The 17,640-nt window shown below is 71.4% G+C and carries 11 protein-coding genes; 2 read left to right on the top strand and 9 right to left on the bottom strand.

What is annotated here, in order from left to right; genetic code table 11:
• Positions 1–270: 270 nt before the first annotated feature.
• From ABT015_RS36910 to eccD, 9 genes are all read right to left on the bottom strand, one after another.
• The gene (locus tag ABT015_RS36910; RefSeq protein ID WP_350887423.1) at positions 271–1,956 is read right to left on the bottom strand and encodes a ribonuclease J; all 1,686 of its coding nucleotides are present in this window, start codon (positions 1,954–1,956) and stop codon (positions 271–273) included.
• Positions 1,957–2,127: 171 nt separating this feature from the next.
• Entirely contained in the window at positions 2,128–3,027 is a 900-nt protein-coding gene (dapA, locus tag ABT015_RS36915; protein WP_350887426.1) for a 4-hydroxy-tetrahydrodipicolinate synthase, read from the bottom strand.
• Positions 3,028–3,255: 228 nt separating this feature from the next.
• Positions 3,256–3,987, bottom strand: a complete 732-nt coding sequence (thyX, locus tag ABT015_RS36920) for an FAD-dependent thymidylate synthase (protein ID WP_350887430.1) — start codon at positions 3,985–3,987, stop codon at positions 3,256–3,258.
• Positions 3,984–4,442, bottom strand: coding sequence for a tetratricopeptide repeat protein (locus tag ABT015_RS36925; RefSeq protein ID WP_063347604.1), 459 nt, complete (start codon positions 4,440–4,442; stop codon positions 3,984–3,986). The genes thyX and ABT015_RS36925 overlap by 4 nt, the downstream gene beginning before the upstream one ends.
• Positions 4,443–4,449: 7 nt before the next feature.
• A complete protein-coding gene (dapB, locus tag ABT015_RS36930; protein WP_350887433.1) occupies positions 4,450–5,196 on the bottom strand; it encodes a 4-hydroxy-tetrahydrodipicolinate reductase in 747 nt (248 codons plus the stop codon).
• A 14-nt stretch (positions 5,197–5,210) separates the two neighbouring features.
• Positions 5,211–6,563, bottom strand: coding sequence for a M16 family metallopeptidase (locus tag ABT015_RS36935; protein ID WP_350887436.1), 1,353 nt, complete (start codon positions 6,561–6,563; stop codon positions 5,211–5,213).
• A gap of 114 nt (positions 6,564–6,677) precedes the next feature.
• A complete protein-coding gene (locus ABT015_RS36940; RefSeq protein WP_350887439.1) occupies positions 6,678–8,885 on the bottom strand; it encodes a polyribonucleotide nucleotidyltransferase in 2,208 nt (735 codons plus the stop codon).
• A gap of 461 nt (positions 8,886–9,346) precedes the next feature.
• A complete protein-coding gene (rpsO, locus tag ABT015_RS36945) occupies positions 9,347–9,637 on the bottom strand; it encodes a 30S ribosomal protein S15 (protein ID WP_063347607.1) in 291 nt (96 codons plus the stop codon).
• 201 nt (positions 9,638–9,838) lie between these two features.
• Complete coding sequence (gene eccD / locus ABT015_RS36950; RefSeq protein ID WP_350887443.1) at positions 9,839–11,296, bottom strand: type VII secretion integral membrane protein EccD; 1,458 nt, start codon at positions 11,294–11,296, stop codon at positions 9,839–9,841.
• A 367-nt stretch (positions 11,297–11,663) separates the two neighbouring features.
• Here eccD and eccCa point away from each other — a divergent pair, with 367 nt between their 5' ends.
• Positions 11,664–15,608 carry a type VII secretion protein EccCa gene (gene eccCa, locus ABT015_RS36955; protein WP_350887446.1) on the top strand — a complete coding sequence of 1,315 codons (3,945 nt, stop codon included), beginning with the start codon at positions 11,664–11,666 and terminating at the stop codon, positions 15,606–15,608.
• A 483-nt stretch (positions 15,609–16,091) separates the two neighbouring features.
• The gene (locus ABT015_RS36960) at positions 16,092–17,504 is read left to right on the top strand and encodes an APC family permease (RefSeq protein ID WP_350887449.1); all 1,413 of its coding nucleotides are present in this window, start codon (positions 16,092–16,094) and stop codon (positions 17,502–17,504) included.
• Positions 17,505–17,640 lie beyond the last annotated feature (136 nt).

Consider the following 17,640-nt stretch of genomic DNA (forward strand, 5'->3'; position numbering starts at 1 on the left):
CTTCGGACCGCCTTCCAGCGGGCCCTCCGGGCGCTTCGTTCTTTCGTGTTTCAAGCTTATCAGATGTTTTCCGCTCCGTTTTCCGGAGTTTCATTTACCTGAGCGACTTTCGCCTTTCGGCGCTCCCGAACTCTATCAGAGTTTCTCGGGCCGTTTTCCGCGGTCATTCTCGAATTCGCATTCGAGAAACATCCTGCGGGGCCGTCCCGTGGGGCAACCCGGAGAACACTACGCACCGGGCTGCCCCACGTCAAACCAGCCGCCGGAGGCTCAGACCTCGACGACGACCGGCAGGATCATCGGCCGGCGGCGGTAGTTGTCCGCCACCCACTTGCCGACGGTCCGGCGGACCAGCTGCTGGACCTGGCGGGGCTCCAGCACGCCGTCGCTCGCCGAGCGGTCCAGGGCCTCCTGGAGCTTGGCGGCGACCGGCACGAACGCGTTGTCGTCGATGCCGGAGCCGCGGGCCTGGAAGGTCGGGCCGCCCACGATCTTGCCGTTGGTCGAGTCGACCGCGACGAAGACCGAGATGAAGCCCTCCTCGCCGAGGATCCTGCGGTCCTTGAGCGAGGCCTCGGTGATGTCGCCGACCGAGGCGCCGTCCACGTAGACGTACCCGGCCTGCACCTTGCCGACGATCCGGGCGACGCCCTTCTCCAGGTCGACGCAGACGCCGTCCTCGGCGATGACCACGCGGTTGCGCGGAATGCCGGTGGCGATGCCCAGGTCGGCGGCGGCCCGCAGGTGGCGCCACTCGCCGTGGACCGGCATCAGGTTGCGCGGCTTGCAGATGTTGAAGAAGTACAGCAGCTCGCCGGCCGAGGCGTGGCCGGAGACGTGCACCTTGGCGTTGCCCTTGTGCACGACCTTGGCGCCCCAGCGGGTCAGGCCGTTGATCACCCGGTAGACGGCGTTCTCGTTGCCCGGGATGAGCGACGAGGCCAGGACGACGGTGTCGCCCTCGACGATGCGGATCTGGTGGTCGCGGTTGGCCATCCGGGACAGCGCCGCCATCGGCTCGCCCTGGGAGCCGGTGCAGATCAGCACGACCTCCTTGTCCGGCAGGTCGTCGAGCTGCTTGACGTCGACGACCATGTTGCCGGGGACCTTCAGGTAGCCGAGGTCGCGGGCGATGCCCATGTTGCGGACCATCGAGCGGCCGACGAAGGCGACCTTGCGCTTGTACTCGTGCGCGGCGTCCAGCACCTGCTGGATGCGGTGCACGTGGCTGGCGAAGGAGGCGACGATGATGCGCTTGTCGGCGTTCGCGAAGACGTTCCGCAGTGCGGCCGAGATGTCCCGCTCGTGCGGGATGAAGCCGGGGACCTCGGCGTTGGTGGAGTCCACCAGCAGCAGGTCCATGCCCTCTTCGGCCAGCTTGGCGAAGGTCGGCAGGTCGGTCAGGCGGCCGTCGAGCGGCAGCTGGTCCATCTTGAAGTCGCCGGTGGCCACGACCATGCCCGCGGGGGTGCGGACGGCGACCGCCAGGGCGTCCGGGATGGAGTGGTTGACCGCGATGAACTCGCAGTCGAAGGGGCCGATGCGCTCGCGCTCGCCCTCCTTGACCTCCAGCACGTACGGCCGGATGCGGTGCTCGGCGAGCTTGGCCTCGATCAGGGCGAGGGTCAGCTTGGAGCCGATCAGCGGGATGTCCGGGTTCTCCCGCAGGAGGAACGGGACGGCGCCGATGTGGTCCTCGTGGCCGTGGGTGAGGACGATGCCGTCGATCTTGTCGAGGCGGTCCCGGATGTAGGTGAAGTCCGGGAGGATCAGGTCCACGCCGGGCTGCTCGTCCTCGGGGAAGAGGACGCCGCAGTCGACGATCAGGATGCGGCCCCCGTATTCGAAGACCGTCATGTTGCGGCCGATCTCGCCGAGACCGCCGAGCGGGGTGATGCGGAGGGCGCCCTCCTTCAGGGCCGGGGGTGCGCCGAGTTCGGGGTGCGGGTGACTCAAAAGACTCTCCTCACGACGCACGCCATATGCCCGGGGTCCTCCCCCTGAAGACATATGGCGTGCGTACTCAGTGTCGTTTTTCCTACTGGGTCGGTGCTCTCGCGCCGTCGGTCCGGTCCAGCGGCGGGCCCGTGAGGGTCCGGCGAGCCGGGGCGCGCACGTCTTCGTCTGTTACAGGTGTACCCCGCCGGCGGCGAGATCCTTCGTCAATCGTGCGATCTCCTCGGGAGTCGCGCCGACCAGCGGCAGCCTCAGCGGGCCGGCCGGCAGTCCCTGGAGCTCCAGCGCGGCCTTGGCGAGGATGACGCCCTGCGTGCGGAACATACCGCTGAACACCGGGAGCAGGCCCTGGTGGATCGCCGTGGCCTTGGCCACATCGCCGGCCAGGTACGCCTCGATCATCGCACGCAGTTCGCCGGCCACGACGTGTCCGACGACGCTGACCACTCCGGCGGCTCCGACCGACAGCAGCGGCAGGTTGAGGATGTCGTCGCCGGAGTACCAGGCGAGGTCGGAGCGGGCGATGGCCCAGGCGGCCGCGCCGAGGTCGCCCTTGGCGTCCTTGTTGGCGACGATCCGCGGGTGCTCGCCGAGGCGGACCAGCGTCTCGTGGCTCAGCGCGACGCCACTGCGGCCCGGGATGTCGTAGAGCATGACCGGCAGCCCGGTGGTGTCCGCGATGTGCACGGTGTGCTGGTACAGGCCCTCCTGCGGGGGCTTGCTGTAGTACGGCGTGACGACCAGCAGGCCGTGGGCTCCGGCGGCCTCCGCCTGTCGCGCCAGCTCGGCACTGTGGTGGGTGTCGTTGGTGCCGACGCCGGCCACCACGTGGGCGCGATCCCCGACCGCCTCCACCACGGCGCGGACGAGCTGGGCCTTCTCGGCGTCGCTGGTGGTCGGGGACTCACCGGTGGTGCCGTTGACGACGAGGCCGTCGTTGCCGGAGTCCACGAGGTGCGTGGCGAGGCGCTGGGCGCCGTCGAGGTCGAGTCCGCCGTCGGCGGTGAACGGGGTGACCATCGCGGTCAGGACCCGGCCGAACGGCGTCTGGGGGGTGGAGGTCGGAGCCATGCGTCCAAAGCTACTCGTAGGCGGTGGGGCGGTACCCACACCGGTCCAGTGTTCGGACAGGGGCATACCACGCGAAGCGGCGGAAACAGGCGGTGACATGGGATTCCGGTGCTGCCCGCTCGGGGGTTCGGGCAGCACCGGAATCCGTGTTCATGAATGTAGGGAGCGGCTAGAAAAGCCGCAATCCAGACATGCGTGACACTCCGCCCATATGCCTATCGTCCCAGGTCAGGGAGCGACCCGGCCGTGCTTCTCGAAGGCCGCATGGGTGAGCGGCATGAGCCGCGCCCACTCCTGCTCCATCTGCTCGGCGACCATCTCGATCTCGCGCTGCGGGAAGGACGGCACGGCGGCGTTCTCCTTCTTCGTCCGCAGCGACAGGAAGTGCATCAGCGAGCGGGAGTTGCAGGTCGCGTACATCGAGGAGAACAGGCCGACCGGCAGCACCGCGCGGGCCACCTCGCGGGCCACGCCGGCCGCCAGCATCTCCTGGTAGCGCGCGTAGGCCTCGCGGTACGCGGCCTCCATCGCCTCGGTGGTGGTCCTGTGCTGCTCGGGGGTGCCGTCGACGAACTCGTAGCGGCCCGGGCGGCCCTGCTGGACGAGCTTGCGCTCCTCCGCCGGGACGTAGAAGACCGGCTGCAGCTCGCGGTAGCGGCCGGACTCCTCGTTGTAGGACCAGCCGCTGCGGTGCCGGTGGAACTCCCGGAACACGAAGATCGGCGCGCTGATGAAGAAGGTCATCGAGTTGTGCTCGAAGGGGGTGCCGTGCCGGTCCCGCATCAGGAAGTTGATCAGGCCCTTGGACTTCTCCGGGTCCTGCTGGACCGCCTCCAGGGACTGCTCCCCCGCGGTCGAGACGCGGGCCGCCCAGATGACGTCCGAGTCGGCGGCCGCGCTGCGGACCAGCTCGACCGTGACGTCGCTGCGGAAGCTGGGGGCCGTCGGTTGGTCGCTCACGCGTTGCTCCTTGCGGGTTCGGTGCTGTGCAGCTTGATGGCGTGCTGCATGGTCTTGCGGGCGCGCGGGGTGTCGCCGGCGTCGGCGTACGCCACCGCGAGGCGGAACCAGACCCGCCAGTCGGCCGGCGCGGCCTCCGCCTCGGCCTGGCGGCGGGCGAACACCGCGTCGGCCGAGGCACGGTCGATCCGCCCGCCGGTGGTGCGCTGGAGCTCGTCCACCGGCAGGCCGCCCTCGGCCTCCAGCTCCCGGGCGAGCTGCTCGCTGGCCCGGCCGAACCGGACGGTCTGGCGCAGGAACCAGACGCCGATCACCGGGATGACGAAGGCGCACAGGCCGATGCCGATGCCGAGCGGTTTGCCGGTGGCGACCAGCTGGACGCCCTCCCCGACGCAGAGGAGGGCGACCAGCAGCAGCACGCCGGACAGGACGAAGAATCCGGTACGGGACGTCATGCCGGGCTCACAGGTCCAGGAAGTGTTCGAGGCCCAGGGTGAGCCCGGGCGTCTCCACGACCTTGCGCACACCGAGCAGGATGCCCGGCATGAAGCTGCTGTGGTGCAGCGAGTCGTGCCGGATGGTGAGCGTCTCGCCGGTGTCGCCGAACATCACCTGCTGGTGCGCGAGCAGCCCGCGCAGCCGGACGGCGTGCACCGGCACCCCCTCCACGTCGGCGCCGCGGGCACCGGGCAGGCTGTGGGTGGTCGGGTCCTGCTGCTGCGGGCGGCCGGCCTCGGCGCGGGCGGCCGCGATCAGCTGCGCGGTGCGGGTGGCGGTGCCGCTGGGGGCGTCGGCCTTGCGGTCGTGGTGCAGCTCGACCACCTCGACCGACTCGAAGTACTTCGCCGCGGTCTGGGCGAACTTCATGCCGAGCACCGCGCCGATGGAGAAGTTCGGCGCGATCAGCAGGCCCAGCTCGGGGGCCTGGTCGAGCCAGCCGCGGACGGTGGCCAGCCGCTCGTCCGTCCAGCCGGTGGTCCCGGTGACCACGTGGATGCCGTGGTGCAGGCAGTAGTCGAGGTTGCCCATCACCGAGTCCGGGTGGGTGAGTTCGACGGCGACCTGGACGCCGGCCTCGGTCAGCTCCGCCGGCTCGGACCCGCGGCCCAGGGTGGCCACCAGTTCGAGGTCCGGCGCGGCCTCGACGGCCTTGACCGCCTCGGAGCCGATCCGACCGTTGGCACCGATCACGGCGACACGCAGCGTCATAGCGAAATGTCCTCTCACACCAGCAGATCGGCGAGCTTGGCGGCCCGCTTGTCGTTGACCGGTCCGATCAGCGCCAGCGACGGCCGGTACGCGCCCAGCACATCACGGGCCACCGCGTGGACGTCGTCCAGGGTCACGGCCGCGATCCGCGCCAGCATCTCGTCCACCGACAGGTGGTGTCCGTAGCTCAGCTCGGCCTTGCCGATCCGGTTCATCAGCGAGCCGGTGTCCTCCATGCCCAGCACGGTGGAGCCGGAGATCTGGCCGATCGCGCGCCGCAGCTCCTCCTCGGTGATGCCCTCGGCGACCACCTTGGCCAGCTCCGCGCGGCAGATCCGCAGCACCTCCTCGACCCGCTTGGGCTGGCAGCCGGCGTAGATGCCGAACAGGCCGCTGTCCGCGTAGGACGAGGAGTACGAGTACACCGAGTACGCCAGGCCGCGCTTCTCCCGCACCTCCTGGAACAGCCGGGAGCTCATCCCGCCGCCGAGGGCCGCGTTGAGCACGCCCATCGCCCAGCGGCGCTCGTCGTGCCGCGGCACCCCGGGCACGCCCAGCACCAGGTGCGCCTGCTCGGTGGAGCGGTTGAGCACCTCGACCCGGCCGGCCGTGCGCAGCGCCTTGACGCCGCGGCGGGCCTCGGCGGGGGCCGCGTCGGAGCGGGCCAGCACCGCCGCGAAGGCCTGCTCGACCTGCTTGACCACGGTGTGGTGGTCGAGGTTGCCGGCGGCCGAGACGACCAGGTTCTCGGGCCGGTAGCGGCGGCGGTAGAAGCCGGCGATCTGCTCCCGGGTGAGCACCTTGATGGTCTCCTGGGTGCCCAGGATGGGGCGGCCGAGCGGGCCGCTGCCGAAGATCACCTTGGCGAACAGGTCGTGCACCACGTCGCCCGGGTCGTCCTCGGCCATCGCCATCTCCTCGAGGATGACGCCGCGCTCGGCGTCGACGTCCTCGGAGCGGATCAGCGAGCCGGTGACCATGTCGCAGACCACGTCGATGGCCAGCGGCAGGTCGGTGTCCAGGACCCGGGCGTAGTAGCAGGTGTTCTCCTTCGCGGTGAAGGCGTTCATCTCACCGCCGACCGCGTCCAGGGCAGCCGAGATGTCCAGCGCGCTGCGCCGCGCGGTGCCCTTGAAGAGCAGGTGCTCCAGGTAGTGGGTGGCGCCGTTGAGCTGCGGGGTCTCGTCCCGCGAGCCGACGCCGACCCAGATGCCGAAGGTGGCTGAGCGCACCGTCGGCAGGGTCTCGGTGACGACCCGAAGGCCGCCGGGGAGGACGGTGCGGCGCACCGTGCCGGCGCCGTCGGCGCCCTTGAGCAGGGTCCGGGTGGAGCCGGGGCGCTGCTTCGCCGCCGGGGCCTGAGCCACGGGGGGTACCTCCAGAGGAAACACGCGTGGGAACGCATGGACGAACGCGGGGGCAACAGGGTGCGGCCCGCACGCCGGGAGGCGTACGGGCCGCAAGGGTCAGCTAGCGGCGCTTCACTCGGAAGCGGTCTCGCCGGCTTCCTCGCCCTCGACGACGGGGATGAGGGAGAGCTTGCCGCGCGGGTCGATCTCGGCGATCTCGACCTGCACCTTGGCGCCGACACCGAGGACGTCCTCGACGTTCTCGACGCGCTTGCCGCCGGCCAGCTTGCGGATCTGCGAGATGTGCAGCAGGCCGTCCTTGCCCGGCATGAGCGAGACGAACGCGCCGAACGTCGTGGTCTTCACCACGGTGCCCAGGTAGCGCTCGCCGACCTCCGGCATGGTCGGGTTGGCGATCTGGTTGATCGTGGTGCGGGCGGCCTCGGCGGCCGGTCCGTCGGCGGCACCGATGTAGATGGTGCCGTCGTCCTCGATCGTGATCTCGGCGCCGGTGTCCTCCTGGATCTGGTTGATCATCTTGCCCTTGGGGCCGATGACCTCACCGATCTTGTCCACGGGGATCTTGATGGTGATGATCCGCGGGGCGTTCGGGGACATCTCGTCCGGCGTGTCGATGGCCTCGTTCATCACGTCGAGGATGTGCAGACGCGCGTCCTTGGCCTGCTTCAGCGCGGCGGCCAGCACCGACGCCGGGATGCCGTTGAGCTTGGTGTCCAGCTGCAGGGCGGTGATGAAGTTGCGGGTACCGGCGACCTTGAAGTCCATGTCGCCGTACGCGTCCTCGGCACCGAGGATGTCGGTCAGCGCGACGTAGTGGGTCTCGCCGTCGATCTCCTGGGAGATCAGGCCCATGGCGATACCGGCGACGGCGGCCTTCAGCGGCACACCGGCGTTCAGCAGCGACATGGTGGAGGCGCAGACCGAGCCCATCGAGGTGGAGCCGTTGGAGCTCAGCGCCTCGGAGACCTGGCGGATGGCGTACGGGAACTCCTCGCGCGAGGGCAGCACGGGGATGATCGCCCGCTCCGCCAGCGCGCCGTGGCCGATCTCGCGGCGCTTGGGCGCACCCACGCGGCCGGTCTCGCCGACCGAGTACGGCGGGAAGTTGTAGTTGTGCATGTAGCGGCGGCGCGTCTCCGGGGAGAGCGTGTCCAGCTGCTGCTCCATGCGCAGCATGTTGAGGGTGGTGACGCCCAGGATCTGGGTCTCGCCACGCTCGAACAGGGCCGAGCCGTGCACGCGCGGGATGGCCTCGACCTCGGCGGCCAGGGTGCGGATGTCGGTGACACCGCGGCCGTCGATGCGGACCTTGTCCTTGATGACGCGCTCGCGGACGACCTTCTTGGTCAGCGCGTTGTAGGCGGCGCTGATCTCCTTCTCGCGGCCCTCGAACTCGGGGAGCAGCTTCTCGGCGGCCAGCGCCTTGACGCGGTCCAGCTCGTTGTTGCGCTCCTGCTTGCCCGGGATGGTGAGGGCCTGGGCGAGCTCGTCCTTGACGGCGGCGGTCAGCGCGGCGAGGACGTCGTCCTGGTAGTCCAGGAAGACCGGGAACACGCCGGTCGGCTTGGCGGCCTGGGCGGCGAGCTGCGACTGGGCGGCGCACAGCACCTTGATGAACGGCTTGGCGGCGTCCAGACCGGCGGCGACGACGTCCTCGGTCGGCGCCTCGGCGCCGCCCTCGACCAGCTTGATGGTCTTGTCGGTGGCCTCGGCCTCGACCATCATGATCGCGACGTCGCCGTCCGGCAGGGCGCGACCGGCGACGACCATGTCGAAGACGGCCGACTCCAGCTCGCTGTGGGTCGGGAAGGCCACCCACTGGCCGTTGATCAGCGCGACGCGGACGCCGCCGATCGGGCCGGAGAACGGCAGGCCCGCCAGCTGGGTGGAGGCGGAGGCGGCGTTGATGGCCACCACGTCGTACAGGTGGTCGGGGTTGAGCGCCATGACGGTGCAGACGACCTGGACCTCGTTGCGCAGGCCCTTGACGAAGGACGGGCGCAGCGGGCGGTCGATCAGGCGGCAGGTGAGGATCGCGTCCTCGGAGGGCCGGCCCTCACGACGGAAGAACGAGCCGGGGATGCGGCCCGCGGCGTACATGCGCTCCTCGACGTCCACGGTCAGCGGGAAGAAGTCGAAGTGCTCCTTCGGCTGCTTGGACGCGCTGGTGGCCGACAGCACCATGGTGTCGTCGTCCAGGTAGGCCACGGCGGAGCCGGCGGCCTGACGGGCCAGACGGCCGGTCTCGAAGCGGATGGTACGGGTGCCGAAGGAACCGTTGTCGATCACGGCCTCGGCGTAGAACACGTTCTCTTCCACCTGGAAGATCTCCTCTTTCGTACGTCTCCGGGAGAGCGTCCCCGCGCTGCCTGCCTGCCGGCTGGCCCTGGCCCTCCTGGCAAGGAGGACGGCAGTCGGGCCGGTCTTCGATCGAAGCCTCCGGGGTGCTCCGCTCGGTCTGCGGGGCTTCCGGGGGCCACTACCGAGGACCGGCGCCTCACGGCTGCCGGGCCGGGACGGGCGGTCCGCGTCTGGACGCTCTCTCGGATGCGGGCGGCTTCCGTTTGAAGCCTTCGGCCCGCGGGGGGGGTCGGGTTCGTCTGCCCGGGTGGCGCGCTGGTGCGCCATCACCGGGCATGCCCACAACCCTACGGTGCAATCCTCGGCCACCTGGGGAGGTACGCGCGAGTTGTTATGTCCGGGCGCCGCGGCTCGGGGTGTCCGCGGCATACGCGCGAGGGGCGGCTCCCCGGTGTGGGGAGCCGCCCCGAGCGGCGGTCTTAGCGGGCGCCACCGGCGGCACCGCGGCGGATGCCCAGGCGGTCGACGAGCGTACGGAAGCGCTCGATGTCCTTCTTGGCCAGGTACTGCAGCAGGCGGCGGCGCTGGCCGACCAGGATCAGCAGGCCACGACGCGAGTGGTGGTCGTGCTTGTGGGTCTTGAGGTGCTCGGTCAGGTCCGCGATGCGGCGGGAGAGCATGGCCACCTGGACCTCGGGGGAACCGGTGTCGCCCTCCTTCTGGCCGAACTCGGCGAAGATCTGCTTCTTGACGTCAGAGGCGAGAGCCACTGCAACTCCTTCAGGGTGTACCGAGCGGTCCTGGTCGACAACACAGGACTCATGAGGACTCGGTGTCGTGACGGAGCGCGGCCGGCGGTCTGCGACCCACCGGAGGCGGACACACGGCTGCGCTCGGAGGCCAAGCGTACCAGTGCCGCCCACCCGGCCGGTCGGCGGGCCGAACGGGCCCGACGGGGCGGGCCTGGCCGGTCAGCTGGTGGCGCCGCGGACCAGCCGGTAGACGTCCAGGACGGCGAGCGCCAGCGGGACGAGCGAGATCAGGGTCAGGCTGTCGACCAGGTCCAGGATGCGCCCCCAGAAGGGGGAGACACCGAGCCGGGGCACCACCAGCGCGATCGCGGCGAGCAGCGCCGCGCCGAACGCGATGGAGGCGGCCAGCCAGATGGTGCGCAGGTCGACCTCGGTGGAGCTGGTGGCGCGCAGGATGAACTGCGGGGTGTGCAGGGACAGGCCGGTGATCAGCAGGGCCAGGCCGAGCAGCCCGGCGATGGTGAGGCTGAAGACCTGCGCGGTGTAGCGGAACAGCCGGGCGCGCAGCATCGTGGCCAGGCCCAGGGCGAGCGCGAGCAGCTCGGGGAACGCCCGGTCGGTGAAGCCGAGGACGGCGCAGGAGCCGACCACGACCGCGGCGCAGCCGCCGACCAGGCCGACCAGGACCTCGTGGCCGCGGCGGGCCTGGTGGGCGATCCGCTCGTACTGGACGGCCTCGGCGCGCTCGGCCTCCTGGTCGTGGTCGCGGCTGCGGGTGCGGGTCTGGCCCGGGGCGCTGAAGCCGACGGGCAGCCGGGCGAAGCGGGCGGAGAGGCCGGGCAGGAAGCCGACGGCCGCGACGGCGGTGATGCCGGTGACGGCGGCGATGTGCCCGGCGGGGGTGTCCGGCAGCAGGACGGCGGCGAAGGTGGCGAGCGCCCCGGCGGCCGCGACCAGGGCGGCGGCGACGAACACCGCGTCCTTCTCGGGGAGCAGTCCGACCAGCAGCACGGCGACCACCAGAACGGTGACGCAGCCGGCCAGGAACTGGAGCCGGCCGGGGCCGTCCCAGGGGTGGGCGACGGCGAGGACGCCGCTGCCGCCGATCATGGCGTGCGGCAGGGCGCCGAGACCGAGCGCGAGCGCGGCGTGGGCGTCCTGGTAGACCCGGGCGCGGACGCCGGCCAGCGCGGTGAGGACGACGGCGGTGACGCCGGCCAGGACGCCGGGCAGGCCGTGCATGTCGTGGCGCAGGTCGGCGAACCAGAGCGCGAAGCCGAGCAGGACGAGCAGCAGCGCGGCGCCGATCAGGCCGAAGGCCCGCATGAGTTCGGCGTTCCAGAGCCGGCGGTCGGTCTCGACGGCGCTGGCGATCGCGTCGGCGACGTCGTCGTAGACGGCCGGCGGAAGGGACTCGGCGAAGGGGCGCAGCGCGAGCAGGTCGCCGTCGCGGACCTGCTGGGCGGCGAGCGGCAGGCCGCTGTCGAGGACGGTGCCGTCGCGGCGCACCAGGTGGAAGCCGGTGGGCGCGCCGTCGGGCTGGCTCTGGTTGGCCAGGCGCAGCACCTCGGGGTAGACGTCCGCGAGCGGGACGTCCTCGGGCAGGGCGACGTCGATCCGGCGGTCCGGGGCGACGACGGTGACCCGGCAGTAGCCGGTCGCGGCGGTGTTGCTCATCGCCGCACCTCGGTCCTTCGACGCACTGGGCGCTCCCCCTTGTTGACGGTGCCGCGGCACGGCGGCGCTCGGTGTGGCTGCGGAACCGGCCCGACCGGGCCGCGAGTTGGCGCGGCGTTACCCTACCCGCTCGGTTCGTGCCCGGCCCCGGTGCGGGCCGGGCCCCCGGCGGGGGGTGCGGGCGCGGGCCTGGCGGGCGGTGCGGGGGCGACCGTTAGGATCGGCCCCTGCGCGCGGTACGGGGGGCGGCGCCGTGTGGTGCGTCCTCGCCCTGGTGAATCCCGTACGAGCCGTACGAGCCGTACGAGTCCAGTTGCGTGAGGGCTGATGCCGAAGTGATCGATCGACGCCGCGGGGTGGATGACACATGGGTGTGATCACGGTCAAGCGCCCGGGCCGGGCCTATCCGCCGGCGGTGCCGGACGAGCCGGTGGAACTCGTGACCCCGCCCGAACTGCCCCGGCAGGGCGGCGAGGACTGGCTGATGAGCATCCTCCCGATGCTCGGCATGGGCGGCTCGGCGGTGTTCTTCTTCGCACCGGGCGCGGCGGCCCCGATGAAGATCATGGGCGGTCTGATGGTCGCCTCGACGGTCGGCATGGTGCTGGCGCAGATCCTGCGGGCCCGCAGGGGCGGTTCGACCGCGATGGCGGACGAGCGGCGCGACTACCTCAAGTACCTGCAGCAGATGCGCCGCCAGGTGCGCCGCACGGCGGAGCGCCAGCGCGGCGCGCTGCTGTTCCTGAACCCGGCGCCGGACCAGCTGTGGTCGATCGTGGCGGACGGCCGGCGGCTGTGGGAGCGCCGCACCGGGGACGGCGACTTCGCGCAGATCCGGGTGGGTCTGGGCCCGGTGCAGCTGTCGACGCCGCTGGTGGCGCCGCAGACCGCGCCGATGGACGAGCTGGAGCCGCTGTCGGCGGCCGCGATGCACTCCTTCCTGAAGGCCCACGGCACCTTGCAGGACCTGCCGTTGGCGGTTTCGCTGCGCGCCTTCTACCACGTCACGGTGTGCGGGGACGCGGACTCGGTGTACGGCAACGTGCGCGCGATGATCGCCCAGCTGACCACCCTGCACTCGCCGGACGACCTGCTGGTCGCGGTGGCCGCGGCGCCGGGCGCGGCGGAGGAGTGGGAGTGGACCAAGTGGCTCCCGCACAACCAGCACCGCAAGGAGGCCGACGGCGCGGGCTCGCGCCGGCTGGTCGCCACCGACCTGGGCGAGCTGGAGTTCCTGGTGCAGGACGAGCTGGCCGGCCGCCAGCGGTTCGTGCGGGACGCGGCGCCCGCGCCGGACCAGCCGCACCTGGTGGTGGTGATGGACGGCGCCGGGGTGCCGCCGAACTCGCTGCTGGCGAGTCCCGAGGGCGTGCAGGGGGTGACCGTCATCGAGGTGGTACCGGGCGACCTGGACGAGCCGAGCGGGCACCTGATGGTGACGGTGAGCCCGCAGGAGCTGGTGCTGCGCTCGGCCTCCGGGGCGACGTACACCGGCACGCCGGACCTGCTCTCGGTCTGGCAGTCCGAGGCGCTGGCACGGCAGTTGGCGCCCTACCGGCTCTCGGCCGGCGGGGACGACGAGCCGCTGCTGTCGAACCTGGACTTCACCGACCTGATGAACTCGGGCGACCCGGGCTCCTTCGACGTGACGCGCAGCTGGCGCCCGCGCGCCCAGCACGAGCGGATGCGGGTGCCGATCGGGGTCGGCGCGAACGGCGAGCACGTCTACCTGGACATCAAGGAGGCCGCGCTGGAGGGCATGGGCCCGCACGGCCTGTGCGTGGGCGCGACCGGCTCCGGCAAGTCGGAGCTGCTGCGCACCCTGGTGCTGGCGCTGGCGATGACGCACTCCTCGGAGATCCTGAACTTCGTCCTCGCCGACTTCAAGGGCGGCGCGACCTTCTCCGGCATGGCGGACATGCCGCACACCTCCGCGGTGATCACCAACCTGGAGGGCGAACTCACCCTGGTCGACCGCATGCGCGACGCGATCGAGGGTGAACTGCACCGCCGCCAGGAGCTGCTGCGCTCGGCGGGCAACTACGCCAACATCCACGAGTACGAGCGGGCCCGGGCGGCCGGCGCGGCGCTGGACCCGCTGCCCTCGCTGGTGCTGATCATCGACGAGTTCTCCGAACTGCTCACCGCCAAGCCGGACTTCATCGAGATGTTCATCCAGATCGGCCGGATCGGCCGGTCGCTGGGGGTGCACCTGCTGCTGGCCTCGCAGCGCCTGGAGGAGGGCAAGCTGCGCGGCCTGGACACCTACCTCTCCTACCGGATCGGTCTGCGCACCTTCTCGGCGGCCGAGTCGCGGGCGGCGATCGGGGTGCCGGACGCCTACCACCTGCCGCCGGTGCCGGGCGTCGGGTACCTCAAGTTCGGCGAGGACGTGATGGACCGGTTCAAGGCCGCGTACGTCTCGGGGCCCTACCGGGCGCCGGGGCAGCAGCGGTCGACCGGCGGGCGGCGGGTGAACGCCCGCCCGGTGCTGTTCACCGCGGCCCGGGTGGAGCCGCCGGAGCCGGCGGTGGAGGAGGAGGCACCGCTCGCCCCGGAGCAGGACGACGCGCTGGTCGACACCGTGCTGGACGTGTTCGTGCAGCGGATGACGGGCCAGGGCCCGGCCGCGCACCAGGTGTGGCTGCCGCCGCTGGAGGAGGCGCCGAGCATGGACCACCTGCTGCCGCCGCTCCAGGTGGTGCCGGAGCGCGGGCTGACCGCGCCCGGCTTCCCGGCGGGCCGGCTGCGGGTGCCGATCGGCATCGTGGACAAGCCGCGCGAGCAGAAGACCGACGTCCTGGAGGTCGACTACGCGGGGGCGGCCGGCCACGGCCTGGTGGTGGGCGGCCCGCGCTCGGGCAAGTCGACGGTGGTGCGCACCACGGTGGCCTCGTTCGCGCTCACCCACACCCCGCGGGAGGTGCAGTTCTACCTGCTGGACTTCGGCGCGGGCAGCTTCCAGTCGCTGGCCGGGCTGCCGCACGTCGGCGGGGTGGCCGGGCGTCTGGACGTCGACAAGGTGCGCCGGATGGTCTCCGAGGTGCACGGGGTGCTGAACCGGCGCGAGGAGCTGTTCCGGGCCACCGGGATCGACACCATCGGCACCTACCGGGCCCGCCGGGCGGCCGGGCAGCTGCCGGACGAGGCGTTCGGCGACGTGTTCCTGGTGATCGACGGCTGGAACACCTTCAAGCAGGAGTTCGAGGTGCTGGAGCCGGTGATCGGCGACATCGCCCAGCGCGGCCTCGGCTACGGCGTCCACCTGGTCATCACCGCGGCCCGGTACGCGGAGGTGCGCCCGGCGCTGAAGGACCTGCTGCAGAACCGGACCGAGCTGAAGCTCGGCGACCCGATGGAGTCCGAGGTGGACCGCCGGGTGGCGCAGAACGTCCCGCCGCTGGCCGGGCGCGGCATCACCCCGGAGCGGCTGCACTTCCTGTCCGGCCTGCCGCGGCTGGACGGCTCCCACGCGGTGGACGACCTCCAGCACGGGGTGGCCGGCCTGGTCGCCGCCGTCGACGGGGCCTGGACCGGCCCGCGCGCGCCGCAGGTGCGGATGCTGCCGGCCGTCCTGGACGGGACCTCGCTGCCGAAGGGCTTCGAGCGCCCGGAGCGCGGGATCGCCTTCGGCGTGGACGAGGCCGAGCTGGCGCCGGCCTTCGTGAACTTCGAGACCGACCCGCTGTTCATCGTCTTCGGCGACACCGAGTCGGGGAAGTCGGCGCTGCTGCGGATGCTGATCAAGCAGATCACCGAGCGGTACACCCCGGACCAGGCGGGCATCGTGGTCGGCGACTACCGGCGCGCGCTGCTGGGCACCGTGCCGCCGGAGTACCTGGTGGAGTACGCGGCCGCGCAGCCGGCCATGGCGACCATCGTGGACATGCTGCGCGGGGCCTGCGCGCGCCGCCTGCCCGGCCCGGACGTCACCGCCGAGCAGCTGCGCAACCGCAGCTGGTACAGCGGCAAGGACATGTTCGTGATCGTGGACGACTACGAGCTGGTCGCGACGGGCTCGGGCAACCCGCTGGCGCCGCTGGCGGAGTTCCTGCCGTTCGCCCGGGACATCGGGCTGCGGGTGATCGTGGCCCGCAGCGCGGGCGGCGCCGGCCGCTCGCTGTACGAGCCGGTGCTGCAGCGGATGCGCGAGCTGGGCGGGCAGGGCGTGATCCTCTCCGGGAACCGGGACGAGGGCGCGTTGCTGGGGACGGTCAAGCCGATGCCGCTGCCGCCGGGGCGCGGGGTGTACGTGTCGCGCCGGGCGACCGGCGGGCAGATGGTCCAGACGGGCTGGCTGCCGCTGGTGTGAGGGCTCCGGCGCGCCCGCGCCGGCGGCTACGGACAGTGATCGAGGGGTCGGGCTCGCGGGAGCCCGGCCCCTTTCGCGTCCCAGGTGTCGAAACGTTACCTAGATCTTTCCGGGTCGGGGCTGCGGTTCCCGCACCCCGCCCGGGCGTTGCGGCCACACAGGGGGGCACCTGGGCGTATCACCGTCCGACTCCATGGACACCTTGGAAAGGCGGCTTGCAACACTCTGTTTACCTTGGATTCAGTTGCAATGTGGCAGAGGTAACAAGTCGGACAAAGCTCGCAATGACCGTACGTGATCATCAGATCGCATGTCTATGCCCTTCCACGCAACGGATTCCGAAGCATTTCAGCCATTGACGCAATCAATACGCCCAGGTTCCATTGCGACCCAGGAGCGACCCCACCAGAACCCCGAGCAGACAGCCAGCGGAGGCGATACCGCTCCCACCCACAGGACCGCACAGAGCCGATCGGAAGCCACATGACCGACACGCTTCGCCCGCCACGCGCCGCGACCCCCGCGACGGCCGACACCGCCGCCGCCGCAGCGCCCCAGCAACTCAAGCGCTCGATCGGCGTGGTGGGCGGCACCCTGCTCACACTGTCCTGCGTCACCCCGGCCTCCACGCTCTTCGTGATCGTCCCGGAGCTGTTCTCCAGCATCGGCAGCGCCACCGCCCTGGCCATCGCCATCGGCACCGTGCTGTGCGTCGCCGTCGCGTTCTGCTACTCCGAGCTCGGCACCCTGATCCCCAGCGCCGGCGGCGAGTACGCGATGGTCGGCACCCTCGCCGGGCGGCTGGCCGGCTGGCTGGTCTTCGTGCTCTCGCTGATCGTCGTGATGATCGTCCCCTCGGTCATCGCCCTCGGCACCGCCGACTACCTCGCCCCCGTGCTGCACCTCGACAAGGCCATGACCGGCGCCGCCGTGATGCTCGCCGCCACCCTGGCCGGCCTGCTCGACCTGCGCGCCAACGCCTGGCTCACCGGCGTCTTCCTGGTGCTGGAGGTCATCGCGGCCGGCGTCGTCTCGGTGCTCGGGTTCTCCCACGCCAACGGCGACGCCCCCAGCCTGCTGCACGGCGTGGTCACCGGGGACGGCGGCGCCACCACCACGGTGAGCATCGGCGCCATCGTCGGCGCGCTCGGCATCGCCCTGTTCATCACCCAGGGCTTCTCCACCGCCGTCTACCTCTCCGAGGAGCTGGAGAACCCCCGCCGCAACGTCTCGCGCACCGTGCTGTGGACGCTCGGCATCTCCTCCGCCGTCATCCTGGTCCCGGTCGTCGCCATCACCATGGGCGCCCCCGACCTGCAGACCCTGAGCTCCGGCGACATCTCCGGCATGGTCACCGCCTGGAGCAACTCCGCGGTCGGCACCTTCATCAGCCTCTGCGTCGCGCTGGCGATCATCAACGCCGGCATCGTCATGGTCATCCAGAACTCCCGGGTCCTGTTCGCCTCCGCCCGCGACAAGGCCTGGCCCGAGCCGGTCAACAAGGCCTTCGGCACCCTCGGCCGCTTCGGCTCCCCGTGGGTCGCCACCCTGGCCGTCGGCCTGCCCGGCGCCGCGCTCTGCTTCGTCAAGGGCGCACTGCTCAGCAACATCACCGGCGTCGCCGTCACCGGGATGTACCTGCTGGTCGCGATCGCCGCGCTGCTCTCCCGCCGCGCCCACCACAAGCACGCCGCCGCCTGGCGGATGCCGCTGTGGCCGGCCGTCCCGGTGGTGCTGATCGCCGTCCTCGTCTACGTGATGACCCAGCTGGACACCGAGCCCCTGCTGTGGACCGGCGGCATCACCGCCGCCGCCACCCTCTACTGGCTGTTCTACCTGCGCCCCCGCCAGGACACCCGCTGGGTGATCAGCCTCCCCGAGGACCAGCAGTCCTGACCCCCACCCCTCCCCCACACGGCAGTGCCCCGGGCTCCCCCCTTGGGTTCTAACGGTCGTCGCAACACCCCAGCTCAAGGTGTGCGATGGACTTCAAGATCCGTAGGGACCGGAAGCCGCAGGGGCCCAGGAAGCT

The organism is Kitasatospora sp. NPDC094016 (assembly GCF_040304045.1).
GTDB lineage: Bacteria > Actinomycetota > Actinomycetes > Streptomycetales > Streptomycetaceae > Kitasatospora.